The organism is Streptomyces sp. NPDC058246 (assembly GCF_042881985.1).
Classification (GTDB): Bacteria; Actinomycetota; Actinomycetes; order Streptomycetales; family Streptomycetaceae; genus Streptomyces.
The window spans coordinates 15,059-34,711 of record NZ_JBHVWZ010000014.1; the positions used below are offsets into that span (position 1 = coordinate 15,059).

Genomic DNA, 19,653 nt, shown 5'->3' on the forward strand with positions numbered 1-19,653 from the left:
TCACCCTATGCAGCGACAGCGCCCCCTGAAAGGGGTTTCGATCACTTGATCCGCGCCGGGACGGTCCGGCCGGGCGGCGACCCGGACGGGCACCCGGCAGGTCATCGGCCAGGTCACTTGCCCTGGGAGGGCCAGCAGGTGGGGTCGCCCTTGCACCACATGGTCTTCGTCACGGTGACGGTGACGGTGGGGTTGGGCTGCCCGTTCGTGGGGTGGTACGAGATGGGCGGATTCGGGGTGTTGGTGGCATCGCAGTTACCCAGCCCGCTCACGTGGAACCACTGCTTGCCACCCACCGTGGCGACCAGGTCCCCGCGGACGCACGCGCCGTCGACGGCCCGGGTGACCTTGCCCTTGACGGTGATGTCCCGCCCGTCGTCCGACTGCCCCTGGCAGTCGACGCTGGCGACCGTGTTCTCGGTTGGCGAGGGCGACTTCCCGGGCGTGTAGGCCTTGTTGGCGCCGCCGTACGAGGCCGTGCAGGTGAGCCAGCGCACGTTCACATGCTGCCGTTCGAGTTCCTTGGTCGCGGTCCGGTCGGTCGTGTACGCGACCGTGGCCGAACTCAGCCCGTTCCCCGGCTCGCACGCGGCCACACCGAACACCCCGGCCGCTCCGAGCCCGACGGCCGTCAACACCTGCCGACGCCCCGTCCGACGCCTAATACGCCTCAAAGCCCCCATGCACGGCAGCGTGCCACTCTCCCGCGAAGGGCGGTAGACCGCATGCGGCCACGATGGGGAGAACCACCCGAAGGAGGTCGCAGGAGGCGGCAAAACCCGTCTCAGCCGCGCAGCAGCAGCCACTCCTGGAGTTCCACGAGGTTCCCCTCGGGGTCCTTGAGATGGGCGACGCGCATGCGCTCGGTCATGGGGGCGGGCCCGTGCAACAGCGTCGCCCCACGCGAGACGATCTGCTCGCAGTACGCGTCCAGGTCGTCCACCCGCAACACCACGAGCGACCGATGCCCCGTCGCCAGGTCCCCCAGCTCACCTATCACCGCCGCCATCATCGACCGGTCCTGTATGGCGATCCCCGCCGAGCCGGTGGCGGGACTGAACTTCTCGTACGGCCCCTGCGCGGCGCCCGACTGCGGCTTGAGTCCGAGCACTTCGGCGTAGAAGCGGTAGCAGGCGGCGAAGTCCGAGACCAGCAGCCGTACTTGAGCGAGTTCCAAGGCGAGCCCCCGTGCCTGTCAGGACCAGCGGCCGCTGCGGGCCAGCAGCAGCGCCGTCGCCACGGTCCCGGCGGTCGATGTACGCAGCACGGTACGCCCCAGATGGAACGTCCTCGCGCCCGCACCGGTGAACAGCGCGACCTCCTCGGGAGAGATCCCGCCCTCGGGGCCGACGACCAGCACGATCTCCCCGGTGGAGGGGAGCTCGGCGGTCGCGAACGGCTCGGTGCCGAACTCCGTGTCCTCGTGCAGCACCGCCGCGAGATCGGCTTTGGCGAGAAGCGCGGCAACCTGCTTGGACGTCATCGCGTCCGCGACCTCGGGGAAGCGGACCCGGCGCGACTGCTTGCCGGCCTCCCGAGCCGTGGCACGCCACTTGGCGAGCGCCTTCAGGCCCCGGTCGCCCTTCCACTGCGTGATGCAGCGGGAGGCCGCCCAGGGGACGATCGCGTCCACGCCGGTCTCGGTCATGGTCTCCACGGCCAGCTCGCCCCGGTCACCCTTGGGCAGGGCCTGGACGACGGTGACACGGGGCTCCTCCGCCGGTTCCTCGGCCACCGAGTCCATCCGGACGATCAGCCGGTCCTTGCCCTCGGTGTCCAGCACCACACAGTCCGCCCAGCGCCCGGCCCCGTCGGTGAGGATGACGTCCTCGCCGGGCCGCAGCCGCTTCACGGAGACGGCGTGCCGCCCCTCGGGGCCGTCGAGGACATAGCGTCCGCCGCCGCCCGCGTCGAAGTGATCGACCACGAACACCGGCGCGGTCATCGGCCCGCACCCCCTTCCGGGGACTCCGGGAGAGACGACAACGCTGTCTTGGAGTCGGCGAGTTCGGCTTTCAGCACCTCCACGAGCTGACCGGCGGGCAGTTCGCGGGCCATGCGGTGGCCCTGTCCGGCCCACAGCGCCATGCCCTGCGCGTCGCCCGCCTGGGCGGCCGCCTTGCGCAGCGGGGAGGTGAGGTGGTGGACCTCGGGGTACGCGGCGGGCGCGTACGGGCCGTGCTCGCGCAGGAAGCGGTTGACCAGGCCGCGTGCCGGGCGGCCGGAGAACGCGCGCGTCAGCTCCGTGCGGACGAAGAGGGGGTTGGTCAGCGCCTGCTTGTGCACGGCGTTGGCGCCGGACTCGGGGGTGGCGAGGAACGCGGTGCCGAGCTGGGCCGCGCCGGCGCCCGCCGCGAGCACCGCGGCGATCTGGCTGCCGCGCATGATGCCGCCGGCCGCGACGATCGGGATCTGCACGGTCTCGCGGACCTGGGCGATCAGCGAGAGCAGTCCGATTCCCGTGCCGTCCGTCTCCGGGTTGTCGCGGTGGGTGCCCTGGTGGCCGCCCGCCTCGACGCCCTGGACGACGACCGCGGCGGCGCCCGCCCGCTGTACGGCCAGCGCCTCCTCGGCGGTCGTCGCGGTGACCATCGTCAGCGTGCCGGCGCGGGCGAGCGAGTCCAGGACGTCCCGGGTGGGGACGCCGAAGTGGAAGGAGACCACGGGCACCGGGTTGTCGAGAAGGACGGCGAGCTTGGCGTCGTAGCCGTCGTCGCGGCCGCTGTCCGGGTCGCCGAGCTCGGTCTCGTACCAGGCGGCCTCACCGGCGAGCTGGTTGGCGTAGACCTCGACCGCGGCGGGGTCCGCGTACTCGGGCTGCGGCATGAACAGATTGACCCCGAAGGGGCGGCCGGTGAGCCCCCGCAGCTGCTTGATCTCCTGGTACATGCCGTCGGCGGTCTTGTACCCGGCGGCGAGGAAGCCGAGCCCCCCGGCCTCGGACACGGCGGCCGCGAGCTGCGGCACAGCGACGCCGCCCGCCATGGGGGCCTGCACGATCGGGTGAGGGAAGAGATCGGTCAGTGCGGAGGACATGACGGCATGTTGTCACGTCCTCCGTACAAGTCCGAATCCGGCCTTCCGCCCGGCATACGCCAGGCGCAAAAGCACCTGTCACCGACCGTTGAACGCGTCCTTCAACCGCGAGAACAGCCCCTGCTGCCCCGGCTGGAACTGACCCGTGGGCCGCTCCTCGCCGCGCAGTTTGGACAGCTCCCGCAGCAGGCGTTCCTGCTCGGGGTCGAGCTTGGTCGGGGTCATCACCTCGACGTGCACGATCAGATCACCCCGGCCACCGCCCCGCAGGTGGGTGATTCCACGCCCGTGCAGCGGGATCGACTGCCCGGACTGGGTGCCGGGACGGATGTCGACCTCCTCCAGCCCGTCGAGGGTCTCCAGCGGCACCTTCGTACCGAGTGACGCGGCGGTCATCGGGATGGTGACCGTGCAGTGCAGATCGTCGCCGCGCCGCTGGAAGACGGCGTGCGGCAGCTCGTGGATCTCGACGTAGAGGTCACCGGCGGGGCCGCCACCGGGTCCGACCTCGCCCTCGCCGGCGAGCTGGATCCGCGTGCCGTTGTCGACACCGGCGGGGATCTTGACCGTCAGGGTCCGACGCGACCGCACCCGGCCGTCGCCCGCGCACTCGGGGCACGGCGTCGGGACGACGGTCCCGAAGCCCTGGCACTGCGGGCAGGGACGGGACGTCATGACCTGGCCCAGGAAGGACCGCGTCACCTGGGACACCTCACCGCGACCGCGGCACATGTCACACGTCTGGGCCGAGGTCCCCGGCGCCGCGCCCTCACCGTTACAGGTGGCGCAGACGACGGCCGTGTCGACCTGGATGTCCTTCGTGGTGCCGAAGGCCGCCTCGTCCAGCTCGATCTCGAGCCGGATCATGGCGTCCTGGCCCCGGCGCGTACGCGAGCGGGGCCCGCGCTGCGACGCCGTGCCGAAGAAGGCGTCCATGATGTCCGAGAAGTTCCCGAAGCCGCCCGCGCCGAAGCCGCCGGCGCCCGCGCCGCCCGACTGGGACAGCGGGTCGCCGCCGAGGTCGTAGACCTGCTTCTTCTGCGGGTCCGACAACACCTCGTACGCGGCGTTGATCTCCTTGAACCGCTCCTGCGTCTTCGGATCGGGGTTGACGTCCGGATGCAGCTCGCGAGCGAGCCTCCGGAACGCCTTCTTGATCTCGTCCTGGGACGCGTCGCGGCGCACGCCGAGTACGGCGTAGTAGTCCGTGGCCACTTACGACTCCGCCAGGATCTGTCCGACGTACCGTGCCACCGCTCGTACCGCTCCCATCGTTCCCGGGTAATCCATGCGCGTGGGCCCTACCACGCCGAGTTTGGCTACTGCCTCGCCGCCCGAACCGTAGCCGACGGAGACGACGGACGTGGAGTTGAGTCCCTCATAGGCGTTCTCGTGACCGATCCGTACGGTCATGCCCGAATCCCCGGCCTCCCCAAGCAACTTGAGGAGCACGACCTGCTCCTCCAGCGCTTCGAGCACCGGCCGGATGGTGAGAGGGAAGTCATGTCCGAAGCGGGTGAGATTGGCGGTACCGCCGATCATCAGCCGCTCCTCGGTCTCTTCGACCAGCGTCTCCAGGAGAGTGGAGAGCACCGTCGCGACCGTACCCCTGTCCTCCGCCTCGAAGGCGTCCGGCAGGTCCTGCACCAGCTGCGGGACGTCCGCGAAGCGGCGGCCCGCGATCCTGCTGTTGAGCCGGGCCCGCAGATCCGCGAGCGAGGTCTCCCCGAACGGCACCGGGCAGTCGATCATGCGCTGCTCGACCCGGCCGGTGTCCGTGATCAGCACCAGCATCACGCGCGCGGGGGCGAGCGACAGCAGCTCCACGTGCCGCACCGTCGAGCGCGTCAGCGAGGGATACTGCACGACGGCGACCTGCCGGGTGAGCTGGGCGAGCAGCCGGACCGTCCGCCCCACCACGTCGTCGAGGTCGACGGCGCCGTCGAGGAAGTTCTGGATGGCGCGGCGCTCCGGCGCGGTCATCGGCTTCACGCCCGCGAGCTTGTCGACGAAGAGCCGGTAGCCCTTGTCGGTGGGGATGCGCCCGGCGCTGGTGTGCGGCTGGGCGATGTAGCCCTCGTCCTCCAGCGCGGCCATGTCGTTGCGGACCGTCGCCGGGGAGACCCCGAGGCGGTGCCGCTCGGTGAGCGCCTTGGAACCGACCGGCTCCTCGGTCCCCACGTAGTCCTGGACGATGGCGCGCAGCACTTCGAGCCTGCGTTCACTGAGCATCGCGCACACCTCCAGAATTTCGTCCCGTGGTCCTGGTGACCTTCGGCCTGGCACTCAGCGCACACGAGTGCCAGCGTTCCCCGGCCCAGTGTACGGCCGTGGGGTACGGCCCCGGCAAGGGCGGCCCCGCCAGGTCGTGCGCGGGACGATCGCACAGCTAGCGTCTGGGTATGAGCGTGACTTGGGAAGAGCCGGGATGGGAACGGGTGGCACCCCGGGTCGGGCGGCGGCGGCTTCCGGTCTGGGACTGCACGGCCGGGCTCGTGGTGGGCGAGGGCGCGGCGCTGATGATCGACGCCGGGTCGAGCCTGCGGGAGGGCGCGCTGCTGCGCACCGAGGCGCGGCGGCTGCTCGGCCCGGAGCGCCGCGTGACGCACCTCGCACTCACGCACCCCCACTTCGACCACGTCTTCGGTGCGGCGGCGTTCGCGGGTGTGGAGGTGTACGGGGCGGTCGGACTGGACACCGTCCTCGCGCACGACCGCGAGGAGCTGCGCGCGGACGCCGTACGCAACGGTCTCGACCCGGACGAGGCGGCGGAGGCCGCGGACCTTCTGGTGCACCCGCGCCACCTGGTGTCCGGCGAGTGGACCCTGGACCTGGGCGGCGGGGTCCAGGTGCTGCTGGCGAACGTGGGTCCGGGTCACACGGGCCACGACCTGGTGGTCCTGGTCTCCGGATCGGCGTCGTCACCGGAGATCGTCTTCTGCGGCGACCTGGTGGAGGAGTCGGGCGAACCCCAGGCGGGTCCCGACGCCGTTCCCTCCCACTGGCCGGCCGCCCTGGACCGGCTGCTCGACCTCGGCGGGGCGGACGCGGTGTACGTGCCGGGGCACGGGGCAGTGGTGAATGCGGCGTTTGTCCGTGCGCAGCGGGACGCGTTGGCGACACGTTTCGGCGTGTCCTCGTAGCGGGCCGGGGACTTCTCCTATCGTCATCCGAATGCGCCAGTACTCTCCGGACCTGACCCCGCCGTGGAAGAAGCCCCAGCCCGTGCCCGAGGTCCCCGCGGATCCCGGCCTGGTGGTCGAGGAGCCCGACACCGGCTTCTGCGGCGCGGTGATCCGCTGCGAGGCGGGCACGGTGACCCTGGAGGACCGCTTCGGCAAGCACCGGGTGTTCCCGCTGGAGCCGCGGGGGTTCCTGCTGGAGGGCCGGGTGGTGACGCTCGTACGGCCCGCTTCGGGGCCGGCACGCCCCACCCGCACGGCATCCGGTTCGGTCGCCGTCCCCGGCGCCCGCGCCCGGGTGGCCCGCGCGAGCCGCATCTATGTGGAGGGCCGCCACGACGCCGAACTGGTCGAGCGGGTGTGGGGCGACGACCTGCGCATCGAGGGCGTGGTCGTCGAGTACCTGGAGGGCATCGACGACCTCCCGTCGATCGTCGCGGACTTCGACCCGGGCCCGGACGCACGGCTGGGCGTCCTCGTCGACCACCTCGTCCCCGGCACCAAGGAGTCCCGTATCGCGGAGTCGGTCACGAGCGAGCACGCGCTCGTGGTGGGCCACCCGTACATCGACATCTGGGAGGCGGTGAAGCCGTCGTCCGTGGGCATCGCGGGGTGGCCGCGCGTGCCCCGTGGCCAGGACTGGAAGACGGGCGTCTGCCGCGCCCTGGGCTGGCCGGAGAACACCGGCGCCGCCTGGCAGCACATCCTGTCCCGCGTCCGCTCCTACAAGGACCTGGAGCCGGAACTCCTGGGCCGGGTGGAGGAGTTGATCGATTTCGTCACGGCCAACGGCGCCGTGTGACGGGGGGCGGTGTCCCGAAGTCGGCTGCCATGGGATCCACGGACACTCCGGGTCTCAGTCCACCAGATCCCTGACCACGGCATCTGCGAGCAGCCGCCCGCGCAGCGTCAGGACGGCGCGACCGGCCTCGTACGGAGCGGCTTCGAGGAGGCCCTCCGACAGCGCCCGGCGGGAGGCGGTGAGGCCGTCGGGGCGGAGCAGGGACAGCGGGCAGCCCTCGCGGAGGCGGAGTTCCAGGAGGATCCGCTCCACGCGGCGGTCCTCCTCGGAGAGGAGTTCGCGGCCGGCGCCCGGGGAGCGGCCGGAGGCCAGCGCCGCCGCGTACGCGCCCGGGTGCTTGACGTTCCACCAGCGCACCCCGCCCACGTGGCTGTGGGCGCCGGGACCCGCGCCCCACCAGTCGGCGCCGCGCCAGTACAGCTCGTTGTGCAGGCAGCGGCCGGCCTCCGAAGTGGCCCAGTTGGAGACCTCGTACCAGTCGAAGCCCGCCGCCGACATCACCTCGTCCGCGATGAGGTAGCGGTCGGCGTGGACGTCGTCGTCCGTCATCGGGACCTCGCCGCGGCGGATGCGGCGGGCGAGCTGGGTGCCCTCCTCGACGATCAGGGCGTACGCGGAGATGTGGTCGGGCCCGGCGCCGAGCGCGGCCTCCAGGGACGCGCGCCAGTCGTCGTCGGACTCCCCGGGCGTGCCGTAGATCAGGTCCAGGTTCACATGCTCGAAGCCCGCCGCGCGTGCCTCGGCGACGCAGGCCTCGGGGCGGCCGGGGGTGTGCGTGCGGTCGAGCACCTTCAGTACGTGCTGCCGGGCGCTCTGCATGCCGAAGGAGATCCGGTTGAAGCCCCCGGCCCGCAGGGTCGCCAGATACGCCGGGTCGACCGACTCCGGATTCGCCTCCGTGGTGATCTCCGCGTCCTCCGCCAGCCCGAACTCGTCGCGGATCGCCCCCAGCATCCGTACGAGATCGCCGGCGGCCAGCAGCGTCGGCGTGCCGCCCCCGACGAAGACCGTGCGGACGGGGCGCGGGTCGTCGCCTAGGACCTTGCGGGCGAGGCGGACCTCGTCGATCAGCGTCTCCGCGTAGTTGTCGCGGGAGGCGAGCACGCCTCCGGTGCCCCGCAGCTCGGTCGCCGTGTAGGTGTTGAAGTCGCAGTAGCCGCAGCGGGTCGCGCAGTACGGCACGTGCAGATAGAACCCGAGGGGCCGCTCGGCCGCCCCGGCCAGGGCGTGCGCGGGCAACGCCCCGTCGTCGGGGACGGGCTCACCGTCGGGGAGTGCGGAAGGCATGCCCTCCATTGTCCAGCACGGACGACGGTACTCAGCCCGTCCGGCGTCCGGGGCCGCGCGCGAAGCCCTACAAGGGGGCTGGGGGCGGAGGCCTCAGAGACGGGACGGGTAGGGGCGGGAGGCCTCAGAGAGGGGACGGCTAGGGGCGGAGGCCTCAGATGCGCGGCGGCAAGGGGCGGAGGGCGCGAAGCCCGGTCCGCTACTCGGCCTGGAGCACCAGCAACGCCAGGTCGTCCTCGGGAGGCCCCGCCCCGAACTCGTGCACCAGCCTGCGGATCCGCTCCGCGATCGGCTCGGCGCTCAGCCCGGCGCACCCCGCGAGCGCCTTCGCCAGCCCGTCGTCGTCATCGAACTGACGCGGCCCGTTGCGCCGCTCCGTCACCCCGTCCGTGACACACAGCACAGTGTCCCCGGGGTGCAGCTCGAACGTCTCGGAGATGTACCCGGCGTCCTCGAAGACGCCGAGCAGGGTCTGCGGCCGCGCCACCTCCCGTACGGCACCGTCGGGACCGAGCAGCAGCGGCAGCGGATGTCCGGCGGAGGCGATGGTGCAGCGCACACCGCCGTCGAAGGGGACGAGCTCGCCGTACAGCATGGACAGGAAACGCGTCTGCGGCCCGAGGTCCGCGCCGAGCCCCGGGCCGCCCGCCGCCACCAGTGCCCGGGCCGCCGCGTCCGCCGCCTCGGTCGCGTCGTCGAGCAGGAGCTGGTTGAGGCGGTCGAGGACGTCCGCGACGTCGTAGCCCTCGCGGGCCAGCAGCCGCAGCCAGGGCCGGGCGAGGCCGATCACGACGGCTGCCTCGGGCCCCTTGCCCTGGACGTCGCCCACCGCGAAGCACCAGCGTCCGTCGCCCGCCGGGAAGAGGTCGTAGAAGTCGCCGCTGGGCCCGCCCTTGTCGAGCGGCTCGTACACCAGGGCGCTGCGCACCCCGGGGATCTCGGCGACCGCGCCGGGCAGCAGGCCACGCTGGAGCACCCGGCTGATGGTGGCCTGGCGCGCGTACTGCCGGGCCGCGCCGATGGCGAGGGCGATACGGCGGCTGAGGTCCTCGACGAGCCCGGTGATCTCGTCGGCGAAGCCGGTCAGGCCGGCCCGCCCGATGACGAGCGTGCCCAGCGGCCGGCCGCCCGCGATCAGCCGGTACGCGAGCGCCGCCCCGCTCGCCCCGCGCCCGCCCAGCGCCTCACCGGGCCAGGGCACGGGGACGGCCCGCGAGCGTACGGAGTCGGGCAGTCGCGGCGGGTCCTTCTCCAGGGCGCCGCGCAGCTCCTCGATGCGGTTCTCGCTGCCGTGCCAGACGCGGGCGAGCCGGGGGCCCAGGGCGAAGCCGAGGCCGCCCGCCCGGTCGGTGGCCTCGTCCTCCAGCCACACCGCGCACCAGTCGGCGAGCCGCGGCACGATCAGCTGCCCGGCGAGCGCGGCCACCAGGTCCTCGTCGAGCTGCCCGGCCAGCAGGTCCGAGGCCTCGGCGAGGAAGGAGAGGGCGCCGCGATTGAGCCAGTCCTGGCCTTGGCGGGGGTTCCGGCCGGGCTCGGGCGCGTGTATTTCGGGGGCGAGCAGCTCGAAGGCGAGGGCCTCGGGGGCGGGCTTCTCAGGGGCGGGCATCTCCGGGCCGGTCATCCCGAGCGCAGGCACCTCAGGGGCCGTCACCCCAAGGGCGGGCCCCTCCGGCCCGGGTATCTCGGGGGTCAGCGTCTCGCCGCCCCGCAGCCCGCTCCCAAGGGCCTGCCCACCGGCGTACGCCTCTGTCTCCGCCCTCTCCTCCGCCCTCTCCGTCCCCTTCTCCGACCTCTTCTCCACGGCGTTCTCGAACCCACCGACGTCCGCAAGAGCGTCGGCGCACGCATCCCCGCCCCCGCCCACCGGCAGCCGCGCCCACACGGTCTTCACGCCCGGCCGGTACGTGATCCCCCAGGCCTCGGACAGCGCGGCCACGAGCCGTAACCCCCGCCCGTACTCCGGTGTGCCGTAAGGCCGTTCGACGCTGTCGTCGCGTACCCCGCGTGCGGGATGGTGGTCGGAGACCTCGACGACCAGCGGCCCCGGGGGGCCGTCGTCCGGGCTGTCGAGGTGACACAGCAGTTCCACGTCGGTGCCCGCGTGCACGACGGCGTTGGTGACGAGTTCGCTGACCACGACGACGGCGTCGTCGGTGAGCCGGTCGTCGATGACCTCGGCGACGGGCAGGGCGCGTTCCACCCACTCGGCGAGTACGCCGCGCACGAAGCGGCGGGCGGCGCCGGGAGCGAGCGGAGTGCCCGGCAGCGAGGTGTGGGCCATGGCTCGCCGGCCGGCGCGGTGGTGCGCGGGTGCGTCGGGGGCACGCGCCATGGACTCCCGTTGCGTCGGAATGGCCCCCACTGTGCAGCTCCCTGAGCAGATCGGACGAATACGCCTCAGGCGATGCGGACAGAGTGACAGACTGGCCACGCCCATAAGCGCCGAGTTACCGAAGTGGGCCGCCATGAGTGAGAACAGTGGTATGCATGCGCTCGAAGACGGACAGATTCGAGCATCGGATCTGCGTCCGCTGCTCGCCGCGATGACCGCCGCGCGGGACGGTGACTTCACCAAGGTGCCGGAGACCGGGCACGGGCTGGTGGCCGATCTGAGCACGATGTTCAACCAGATCATGGACCGCAGCACCCACTTCAACTCCGAGGTGCAGCGCGTCCGGCGGGAGCTGGTCCGGCACGGGCGGCTCGACGAGCGTCTTTCGGCCAGCCCGGGCCAGGGCAGCTGGACGACCCGCGTCAACGACGTGAACCAGCTCCTCGACGCGCTCGTCGCCCCCGCCGCGAACGCGACGCGCGTCCTGGACGCGGTGGCCGGCGGCGATCTCACCCAGCGCGTCGATCTGCACGACGGCAATCGCCAGCTCCGCGGCGACCTGCGCCGGCTGGGCCGCGCGGTCAACAAGATGGTCGACCAGCTCTCCCTGTTCACCGGCGAGGTCACGCGGGTCGCCCGTGAGGTCGGCACCGAGGGACGGCTCGGCGGCCGCGCCAAGGTGACGGGTCTGTCCGGGAGTTGGCGGGACGTGACCGAGGCGGTCAACACGATGGCGTCCCGGCTGACGGCCCAGGTGCGGGACATCGCCCTGGTGACCACGGCGGTGGCGCGCGGCGACCTGACCCGTACGGTGACCGTCGAGGCGACCGGCGAGCTGCTGGAACTGAAGCTCACCGTGAACACGATGGTCGACCAGCTGTCCGCCTTCGCCGACGAGGTGACCCGGGTGGCCCGCGAGGTCGGCACGGAGGGGCAGTTGGGCGGCCGGGCCCAGGTGCGAGGCGTGTCGGGGGTCTGGAAGGACCTCACCGACAACGTCAACTTCATGGCCTCGAACCTGACCTCCCAGGTCCGCAACATCGCCCAGGTCACCACGGCCGTCGCCAACGGCGACCTGAGCCAGAAGATCACGGTCGACGCGAAGGGCGAGATCCTCGAACTCAAGTCGACGATCAACACCATGGTCGACCAGCTCTCCGCCTTCGCCGACGAAGTCACCCGCGTCGCCCGCGAGGTCGGCACCGAGGGAAACCTCGGCGGCCGGGCGCAGGTGCGCGGAGTGTCGGGCGTCTGGAAGGACCTCACCGACAACGTCAACTTCATGGCCCTGAACCTGACGTCGCAGGTACGGAACATCGCCCAGGTGACGACCGCCGTCGCCAACGGCGACCTCTCGAAGAAGATCACCGTCGACGCGCGCGGCGAGATCCTGGAGCTGAAGGACACCGTCAACACGATGGTGGAGCAGCTGCGCGCCTTCGCCGACGAGGTGACCCGGGTGGCCCGCGAGGTCGGCACCGACGGCCGGCTCGGCGGGCGCGCCCAGGTGCTCGGCGTCTCCGGCGTGTGGCGCGACCTCACCGACAACGTCAACTACATGGCCGACAACCTGACATCACAGGTGCGGAACATCGCCCAGGTGGCCACCGCCGTGGCCCAGGGCGACCTCTCCAAGAAGATCGACGTGGACGCGCGCGGCGAGATCCTCGAACTGAAGACCACCATCAACACGATGGTCGACACCCTCTCCTCCTTCTCCTCCGAGGTCACCCGGGTGGCCCGCGAGGTGGGTTCCGAGGGCCAGCTCGGCGGCCAGGCACGGGTCGAGGGCGTGTACGGCACCTGGAAGCGCCTCACGACGAACGTGAACGAGCTCGCCTCCAACCTCACCACCCAGGTCCGCGCGATCGCCGAGGTGGCCTCCGCGGTGGCCCAGGGCGACATGTCCCGCTCCATCACCGTGGAGACCCAGGGCGAGGTCGCCGAGCTGAAGGACAACATCAACCTGATGGTGGCCAACCTCCGCGAGACCACCCGCGCGAAGGACTGGCTGGAGTCGAACCTGGCCCGTCTCGCCGCGCTGATGCAGGGCCACCGGGACCTGATGGAGGTCGCCGACCTGATCCTGCGCGAGCTGACCCCGCTGGTGAACGCGCAGTACGGCGCCTTCTTCCTGGCCGACCCGGAGGAGGACGGGGCCTCGCTGCACACGGCCGTCCCCGCCAAGGGGCTGGCCTTCATCGCCGGATACGGCTCGGCGCAGGGCGCGACCGTCGACACGGGCGGCATGCCGGTGCACGGGCTGGTGCGGCAGGCCGCGCGGGAGAAGAAGCGGATCCTCGTCGAGGAGGCCCCGCCGGACTACATCAAGATCAACAGCGGTCTGGGCGAGGCGGCCCCGGCGAGCGTCGTGATCATCCCGATCCTCTTCGAGGACAAGCTGCTCGGCGTCATCGAACTCGCTTCCTTCTCCCGCTTCTCCGACGTCCACCTGGCCTTCTTCGACCAGTTCGTGAACACCATCGGCGTCGCCATCAACACCATCATCGCCAACTCCCGTACCGAGTCGCTGCTCGGCGAGTCCCAGCGGCTGGCCATCCAGCTGCAGGACCGTTCGGACGAACTCCAGTCACAGCAGGCGGAGTTGCAGCGCTCGAACGCCGAACTGGAGGAGAAAGCGGCCCTCTTGGCGACCTCGTCGCAGTACAAGTCGGAGTTCCTGGCGAACATGTCGCACGAACTGCGCACGCCCCTCAATTCGCTGCTGATCCTCGCCCGCCTCCTCTCCGACAACCCGGACGGCCATCTCTCCGACCAGGAAGTCCAGTTCGCCACGACCATCCACCGCTCGGGCTCCGACCTCCTCCAGCTCATCAACGACATCCTGGACCTGTCGAAGATCGAGGCGGGCCGCATGGACGTACGCCCGAAGCGGCTCCCGCTCATCAAGCTGCTCGACTACGTCCACGCCACCTTCCGCCCGCTCACCATCGACCGGGGGCTCGCCTTCGAGGTGGCGGTCGGCGAGGACGTACCGCGCGAGATGTACTCCGACGAGCAGCGGCTCCAGCAGATCCTGCGCAACCTGCTCTCGAACGCCATCAAGTTCACCGCCAGCGGCCGGGTCGAGCTGCGCGTCAACCGCATCAAGGACCCGGAGCACCTCTACACCCGCGAGAACAGCGACGACGTGATCGCCTTCGCGGTCAGCGACACCGGTATCGGCATCGCCGCGGAGAAACTCCCGGTCATCTTCGAGGCGTTCCAGCAGGCCGACGGCACCACCAACCGCAAGTACGGCGGCACCGGCCTCGGCCTGTCCATCAGCCGGGAGATCGCCGGACTGCTCGGCGGCCGGATCATCGCGGAGAGCAAGCCCGGCAAGGGTTCCACCTTCACCCTGTACGTCCCTGTCGTGAGCCCCGGGCACGCGGCGACGGGGCCCGCCCCCGAGGACCGTCCGGCAGCCGTGCCCGAGCAGCTGTCCAGCGAGCCGTACACCGCGCACGACACCGACGACACCTGGCCGACGCCCACCAAGCTGGAGGCCTGGAAATCCGGCAGGGCGGGCCAAGTACTGCCGGGGCGACGGGTGTTGATCGTGGACGACGACATCCGCAACGTCTTCGCGCTCACCCATGTCCTGGGCCGCGTCGGCATGCCCGTCCTGTACGCGGAGAACGGCCGCGAGGGCATCGAGACCCTGGAGCGCAACCCCGACGTCGAACTCGTCCTGATGGACATCATGATGCCGGAGATGGATGGGTACGAGACGATCTCCGCCATCCGGCGCACCCCCCGCTGGACCGGCCTGCCCATCGTCGCGCTGACCGCGAAGGCGATGCCCGGCGACCGCGAGAAGTCCATCGCCCGGGGTGCCAACGACTACGTACCGAAGCCGGTGGACGTCGACCAGCTCCTCACGGTCGTCTGCGCCCTCCTCGACGCGGAGAGCACGGACGGCCTGGAGCGGAGCGGTGCCAACGGCGCGGTGGTACCGGGACCGAGCACATCAGGGGAGCCCACGGTTCCGCCGACGACTGAGTGAGGCACAGTCACCATGAGCGCTGAGGAAACGACCGACGAGCGCGCCAGCATCCTCCTGGTCGACGACATGGAGGACAACCTGATCGCGCTGGAGGCCGTCCTGGGGTCCCTCAACGAGCCGCTGGTGCGCGCGCGTTCGGGCGAGGAGGCGATGAAGGCCCTGCTGCGGCAGCGGTTCGCCGTCGTGCTGCTCGACATCCGGATGCCGGGCATGGACGGCTTCGAGACCGCCGCGAACATCAAGCGGCTCGACCAGACGAAGGACGTCCCGATCATCTTCCTGACCGGCACGGACGCCGACGCGGGCTATGCCTTCCGCGGCTACGCGACCGGCGCCGCCGACTATCTGACCAAACCCTTCGACCCCTGGGTGCTGCGCGCCAAGGTCACCGTCTTCCTCGACCTCCACCGCAAGAACCAGCAGCTGGAACGCATGCTCGCCCGCGAACAGGAACAGTTCGACGAACTCGCCGGCCGCCTCAGGAAGATCGAGACCCTCATGGCGGCCAGCAGCCTCCAGGACGTCTTCGATCTACGCCACCAGGTACGGCAGATGGAGGAACTGCTACGGGAGATGCGCCGGGGACGAGGCAGGTAACGCCCCGCCCCCGCAGACCGGTTGAGATCACGCCGTGCCCCCGCGAGCCGCCGAGATCACGCCTCGCGTGTCCCCGCGTACATCTCGTCGATCAGGTGCTTGGCTGCATCCCCGCGGGGGACGACCCCCGCACCCCCAGCAGGCCCCGGGGCGCCCCCGTCCGCACGGCTATGCCTCGCGCGTCCCCGCGTACATCTCGTCGATGAGGTGCTTGTACTCCCGCTCCACGACCGGGCGCTTCAGCTTCAGGCTGGGGGTGATCTCGCCGTGTTCGACGTCGAGGTCGCGCGGGAGGAGGCGGAACTTCTTGATGGTCTGCCAGCGCTGGAGGCCGTCGTTGAGTTCCTTGACGTAGCCCTCGATCAGGGCGACCGTGGCGGGCGCGGCGACGACATCGGCGTACGACTTGCCCGCGAGGCCGTTCTCCTTCGCCCAGTCCAGGATGGACGGCTCGTCGAGGGCGATGAGCGCGGTGCAGAAGTTCCGGTCGGCGCCGTGCACGAGGATGTTGGAGACGTAGGGGCAGACGGCCTTGAACTGGCCCTCGACCTCGGCCGGCGCGATGTACTTGCCGCCGGAGGTCTTGATGAGGTCCTTCTTGCGGTCCGTGATGCGCAGGTAGCCGTCGGGGGACAGCTCGCCGATGTCGCCGGTGTGGAACCAGCCGTCCGCCTCCAGGACCTCGGCGGTCTTCTCGGGCAGCCCGTGGTAGCCCTCCATGATGCCGGGGCCGCGCAGCAGGATCTCGCCGTCGTCGGCGATGCGCACCTCGGTGCCGGGCAGCGGCTTGCCGACCGTGCCGGTGCGGTACGCCTCGCCGGGGTTCACGAAGGAGGCCGCGGACGACTCGGTCAGGCCGTAGCCCTCCAGGATGTGGATGCCGGCGCCGGCGAAGAAGTAGCCGATCTCGGGCGCGAGGGCCGCGGAGCCGGAGACACAGGCGCGCAGGTTGCCGCCGAACGCCTCGCGGATCTTGGCGTAGACGAGCGCGTCGGCGACCTTGTGCTTGGCGCCGAGCGAGAAGGGGACGGAGGCGGTGCCGGTGCGGCGGAAGTTGTCCTGGCTGACCTTCGCGTACTCGCGGGAGACCTCGGCGGCCCACTGGAAGATCTTGTACTTGGCGCCACCGCCTGCCCGCGCCTTGGCCGCGACCCCGTTGTAGACCTTCTCGAAGATGCGCGGCACGGCGGCCATGTACGTCGGCTGGACGACCGGCAGATTCTCGATGATCTTGTCCACGCGGCCGTCGACGGCGGTGACGTGCCCGACCTCGATCTGGCCGGAGGTGAGCACCTTGCCGAAGACGTGCGCGAGCGGCAGCCACAGGTACTGCACGTCGTCCTGGCCGACGAGGCCGGTCGCGGCGATCGCCCTCGCCATGTACGACCAGTTGTCGTGCGGGAGACGGACACCCTTGGGTCGGCCCGTGGTGCCGGAGGTGTAGATGAGGGTCGCGAGCTGGTCGGCGGTGATCGCGCCGACCTTCTCCTTGATCAGATCGGGGTTCTTCTCCAGATAGGCGGCACCCCGCGCCTCCAGTTCGGCCAGCGTGAGGACCCAGTCACCGGTCTCGACACCGGCGGGGTCGATGACCACGACATGCGTGAGCTCAGGCAGCTCGGCGCGCTTCTCCCGCGCCTTGGCGAGCTGCGCCGCGTCCTCCGCGATCAGCACCTTGCTCTCGGAGTCGGAGAGGATGAACGCCGACTCCTCGGCGTTGGTCTGCGGATACACGGTCGTCGTGGCCGCGCCCGCGCACATGATGCCGAGGTCGGCCAGTATCCACTCGACCCGCGTGGAGGAGGCGAGCGCGACGCGCTGCTCCGGCTGCACCCCCAGCTCGATCAGACCGGCCGCGATGGCGAAGACCCGCTCGGCTGCCTGCGCCCAGCTCAGCGACTTCCATTCGTCCGGGCCCTCACCGGAGGCCGGTGGCACGGGGTAACGGTAGGCCTCGGCGTCCGGCGTAGCCGCCACGCGCTCCAGGAAGAGGGCCGCCACGGACGGCGGACGGTTCTCGATCAGGGTCTGTGTGTCGCTCACGACATCCTCCGGGGCCCGCGACAGTGCGTGCGACTGGCTCGATCGACTGCTGTGCGGCTGGCTGGGTTGCGGCTGTGTTTTCACTCGCATGCTGTTGTTTAACTCGCGAGTAACTATCGAGCAGAGATCAGAGTAGAGCGCGTCCGCCCGGCGCGTAAGAGGCGGCGGCCTGTCACTTCCTACAGAGCGCAACGTTACGCACGCGTAGGGGCCCGTCGCACTGTCACGCGACGAGCCCCTCTTCTGCCCCGTTTTGCTCCGATGGGCGGCGGCCTGGAACGGAGTCCGCCCCCCGCCGCGTCGGCTACTTCTTGCCCTTGGCCGACCCACCGCTGTCGTCGCTGGACAGAACGGCGATGAAGGCCTCTTGCGGAACCTCCACAGAGCCCACCATCTTCATCCGCTTCTTGCCTTCCTTCTGCTTCTCCAGCAGCTTCCGCTTGCGGGAGATGTCACCGCCGTAGCACTTGGCGAGGACGTCCTTGCGGATGGCGCGGATGGTCTCGCGGGCGATGACCCGGGAGCCGATGGCCGCCTGGATGGGCACCTCGAAGGCCTGCCGCGGGATCAGCTCGCGCAGCTTGGCGACGAGCCGCACACCGTAGGCGTACGCCTGGTCCTTGTGGGTGATCGCCGAGAACGCGTCGACCTTGTCGCCATGCAGCAGGATGTCGACCTTGACCAGGCTGGAGGTCTGCTCGCCGGTGGGCTCGTAGTCGAGCGAGGCGTAGCCGCGGGTCTTGGACTTCAGCTGGTCGAAGAAGTCGAAGACGATCTCCGCGAGCGGCAGCGTGTAGCGGATCTCGACCCGGTCCTCGGACAGATAGTCCATGCCGAGCAGAGTGCCGCGCCGGGTCTGGCACAGCTCCATGATCGAGCCGATGAACTCGGAGGGCGCGAGGATCGTGGCGCGCACGACGGGCTCGTACACCTCACTGATCTTCCCCTCGGGGAACTCGCTCGGGTTGGTGACCGTGTGCTCGGTGCCGTCCTCCATGAGCACGCGGTACACGACGTTCGGCGCGGTGGCGATGAGATCGAGTCCGAACTCACGCTCGAGCCGCTCGCGGATCACATCGAGGTGCAGCAGCCCGAGGAAGCCGACGCGGAAGCCGAAGCCCAGCGCCGCCGAGGTCTCCGGCTCATAGACCAGCGCGGCGTCGTTGAGCTGCAGCTTGTCGAGCGCGTCGCGCAGCTCGGGGTAGTCCGACCCGTCCAGCGGATACAGCCCGGAGAAGACCATGGGCTTGGGGTCCTTGTACCCGCCGAGCGCCTCGGTCGCGCCCTTGTGCAGGGTGGTGATGGTGTCACCGACCTTGGACTGCCGGACGTCCTTCACACCGGTGATCAGATAACCGACCTCACCGACACCGAGCCCGTCGGCGGGCAGCATCTCGGGCGAATTGGTCCCGATCTCCAGGAGCTCGTGCGTGGCCCCCGTGGACATCATCCGAATCCGCTCACGCTTGTTGAGCTGCCCGTCGATGACTCGTACGTACGTCACGACACCGCGGTAGGAGTCGTAGACCGAGTCGAAGATCATGGCGCGGGCAGGGGCGTCCTCGACACCGACCGGTGCCGGGATCTCGGCGACGACCTTGTCCAGCAGCGCCTCGACGCCCAGGCCGGTCTTGGCGGAGACCTTCAGTACGTCCTCGGGGTCGCAGCCGATGAGGTTGGCGAGCTCCTCGGAGAACTTCTCCGGCTGGGCGGCCGGCAGGTCGATCTTGTTCAGTACGGGGATGATCTTGAGGTCGTTCTCCATCGCCAAGTAGAGGTTGGCGAGGGTCTGGGCCTCGATGCCCTGGGCGGCGTCGACGAGGAGAACGGTCCCCTCACAGGCGGCCAGCGACCGGGACACCTCGTACGTGAAGTCCACGTGCCCGGGGGTGTCGATCATGTTGAGGATGTGGGTGTTGCCCGGATCCTCGGACGGGGCCCAGGGCAGCCGGACCGCCTGGGACTTGATCGTGATGCCGCGCTCGCGCTCGATGTCCATGCGGTCGAGGTACTGAGCGCGCATCTGCCGCTGCTCGACCACCCCGGTCAGCTGGAGCATGCGGTCGGCGAGCGTGGACTTGCCGTGGTCGATGTGCGCGATGATGCAGAAATTGCGGATCAGAGCCGGGGCGGTACGGCTCGGCTCGGGCACATTGTTAGGGGTCGCGGGCACGCAGGGTCCTGTCTCTTGAGGCGCCTGTCGCCTCGGGTCGGATCGATACGTAGGCTCCATGGTCCCACGGGTGGGGAGCTGCGACCGGTTTGGGCCGCGTGAGCTAGGGGGCCGGAGACCGGTTTGGGCCGGTCGCACGGCGGCTGGTAGCCTGGGTGGCTGTGTCTCATGCCCTCTCTGCAGGAGGCACAC

At 70.5% G+C, this 19,653-nt stretch carries 14 protein-coding genes; 4 read left to right on the plus strand and 10 right to left on the minus strand.

Features of this window, described 5'->3' with window-relative positions; translation table 11 throughout:
- Nucleotides 1–113: 113 nt before the first annotated feature.
- The 6 genes from ACFVXA_RS21255 to hrcA form a co-directional block, all read right to left on the minus strand.
- Entirely contained in the window at nucleotides 114–683 is a 570-nt protein-coding gene (locus ACFVXA_RS21255) for a hypothetical protein (RefSeq protein ID WP_362018289.1), read from the minus strand.
- Between the two features lie 101 nt (nucleotides 684–784).
- Nucleotides 785–1,177 carry a VOC family protein gene (locus ACFVXA_RS21260; RefSeq protein WP_362018287.1) on the minus strand — a complete coding sequence of 131 codons (393 nt, stop codon included), beginning with the start codon at nucleotides 1,175–1,177 and terminating at the stop codon, nucleotides 785–787.
- A gap of 18 nt (nucleotides 1,178–1,195) precedes the next feature.
- A complete protein-coding gene (locus ACFVXA_RS21265; RefSeq protein WP_390025999.1) occupies nucleotides 1,196–1,945 on the minus strand; it encodes a 16S rRNA (uracil(1498)-N(3))-methyltransferase in 750 nt (249 codons plus the stop codon).
- Nucleotides 1,942–3,036: a nitronate monooxygenase gene (locus ACFVXA_RS21270; protein ID WP_362018283.1), complete on the minus strand. Its 1,095-nt coding sequence runs from the start codon at nucleotides 3,034–3,036 to the stop codon at nucleotides 1,942–1,944. Before ACFVXA_RS21270 ends, ACFVXA_RS21265 begins: the two co-directional genes overlap by 4 nt.
- A gap of 78 nt (nucleotides 3,037–3,114) precedes the next feature.
- Entirely contained in the window at nucleotides 3,115–4,251 is a 1,137-nt protein-coding gene (gene dnaJ / locus ACFVXA_RS21275; protein WP_362018281.1) for a molecular chaperone DnaJ, read from the minus strand.
- Entirely contained in the window at nucleotides 4,252–5,268 is a 1,017-nt protein-coding gene (hrcA, locus tag ACFVXA_RS21280; RefSeq protein ID WP_362018280.1) for a heat-inducible transcriptional repressor HrcA, read from the minus strand.
- 170 nt (nucleotides 5,269–5,438) lie between these two features.
- Here hrcA and ACFVXA_RS21285 point away from each other — a divergent pair, with 170 nt between their 5' ends.
- Nucleotides 5,439–6,179 carry an MBL fold metallo-hydrolase gene (locus ACFVXA_RS21285; RefSeq protein WP_384400385.1) on the plus strand — a complete coding sequence of 247 codons (741 nt, stop codon included), beginning with the start codon at nucleotides 5,439–5,441 and terminating at the stop codon, nucleotides 6,177–6,179.
- A 31-nt stretch (nucleotides 6,180–6,210) separates the two neighbouring features.
- On the plus strand, nucleotides 6,211–7,020 hold the full coding sequence (locus ACFVXA_RS21290) for a DUF3097 domain-containing protein (RefSeq protein ID WP_362018276.1): 810 nt from the start codon (nucleotides 6,211–6,213) through the stop codon (nucleotides 7,018–7,020).
- 54 nt (nucleotides 7,021–7,074) lie between these two features.
- Here ACFVXA_RS21290 and hemW read toward each other — a convergent pair whose 3' ends face one another.
- Together hemW and ACFVXA_RS21300 are read right to left on the minus strand one after the other, a co-directional pair.
- The gene (gene hemW / locus ACFVXA_RS21295; RefSeq protein ID WP_390026001.1) at nucleotides 7,075–8,307 is read right to left on the minus strand and encodes a radical SAM family heme chaperone HemW; all 1,233 of its coding nucleotides are present in this window, start codon (nucleotides 8,305–8,307) and stop codon (nucleotides 7,075–7,077) included.
- Nucleotides 8,308–8,506: 199 nt separating this feature from the next.
- On the minus strand, nucleotides 8,507–10,669 hold the full coding sequence (locus tag ACFVXA_RS21300; RefSeq protein WP_390026003.1) for a SpoIIE family protein phosphatase: 2,163 nt from the start codon (nucleotides 10,667–10,669) through the stop codon (nucleotides 8,507–8,509).
- A gap of 103 nt (nucleotides 10,670–10,772) precedes the next feature.
- Between ACFVXA_RS21300 and ACFVXA_RS21305 the strand changes: the two genes are divergently transcribed.
- Complete coding sequence (locus ACFVXA_RS21305) at nucleotides 10,773–14,648, plus strand: HAMP domain-containing protein (protein WP_390026005.1); 3,876 nt, start codon at nucleotides 10,773–10,775, stop codon at nucleotides 14,646–14,648.
- A gap of 12 nt (nucleotides 14,649–14,660) precedes the next feature.
- Nucleotides 14,661–15,245, plus strand: a complete 585-nt coding sequence (locus tag ACFVXA_RS21310) for a two-component system response regulator (protein ID WP_390026007.1) — start codon at nucleotides 14,661–14,663, stop codon at nucleotides 15,243–15,245.
- Nucleotides 15,246–15,413: 168 nt separating this feature from the next.
- Here ACFVXA_RS21310 and ACFVXA_RS21315 read toward each other — a convergent pair whose 3' ends face one another.
- Nucleotides 15,414–17,288 carry an AMP-dependent synthetase/ligase gene (locus ACFVXA_RS21315; protein ID WP_362018266.1) on the minus strand — a complete coding sequence of 625 codons (1,875 nt, stop codon included), beginning with the start codon at nucleotides 17,286–17,288 and terminating at the stop codon, nucleotides 15,414–15,416.
- Between the two features lie 304 nt (nucleotides 17,289–17,592).
- Nucleotides 17,593–19,461 (minus strand): translation elongation factor 4, encoded by a 1,869-nt coding sequence (lepA, locus tag ACFVXA_RS21320; protein WP_362018264.1) that lies wholly within the window; start codon nucleotides 19,459–19,461, stop codon nucleotides 17,593–17,595.
- Nucleotides 19,462–19,653 lie beyond the last annotated feature (192 nt).

Coding starts and splice junctions, on each gene's coding strand:
- ACFVXA_RS21265 (WP_390025999.1), bottom strand. CDS start 1,945: ATGACCGCGCCGGTGTTCGTGGTCGATCACTTCGACGCGGGCGGCGGC.
- ACFVXA_RS21310 (WP_390026007.1), top strand. CDS start 14,661: ATGAGCGCTGAGGAAACGACCGACGAGCGCGCCAGCATCCTCCTGGTC.
- ACFVXA_RS21290 (WP_362018276.1), top strand. CDS start 6,211: ATGCGCCAGTACTCTCCGGACCTGACCCCGCCGTGGAAGAAGCCCCAG.
- ACFVXA_RS21255 (WP_362018289.1), bottom strand. CDS start 683: ATGGGGGCTTTGAGGCGTATTAGGCGTCGGACGGGGCGTCGGCAGGTG.
- ACFVXA_RS21270 (WP_362018283.1), bottom strand. CDS start 3,036: ATGTCCTCCGCACTGACCGATCTCTTCCCTCACCCGATCGTGCAGGCC.
- ACFVXA_RS21285 (WP_384400385.1), top strand. CDS start 5,439: ATGAGCGTGACTTGGGAAGAGCCGGGATGGGAACGGGTGGCACCCCGG.
- hemW (WP_390026001.1), bottom strand. CDS start 8,307: ATGCCTTCCGCACTCCCCGACGGTGAGCCCGTCCCCGACGACGGGGCG.
- hrcA (WP_362018280.1), bottom strand. CDS start 5,268: ATGCTCAGTGAACGCAGGCTCGAAGTGCTGCGCGCCATCGTCCAGGAC.
- ACFVXA_RS21305 (WP_390026005.1), top strand. CDS start 10,773: ATGAGTGAGAACAGTGGTATGCATGCGCTCGAAGACGGACAGATTCGA.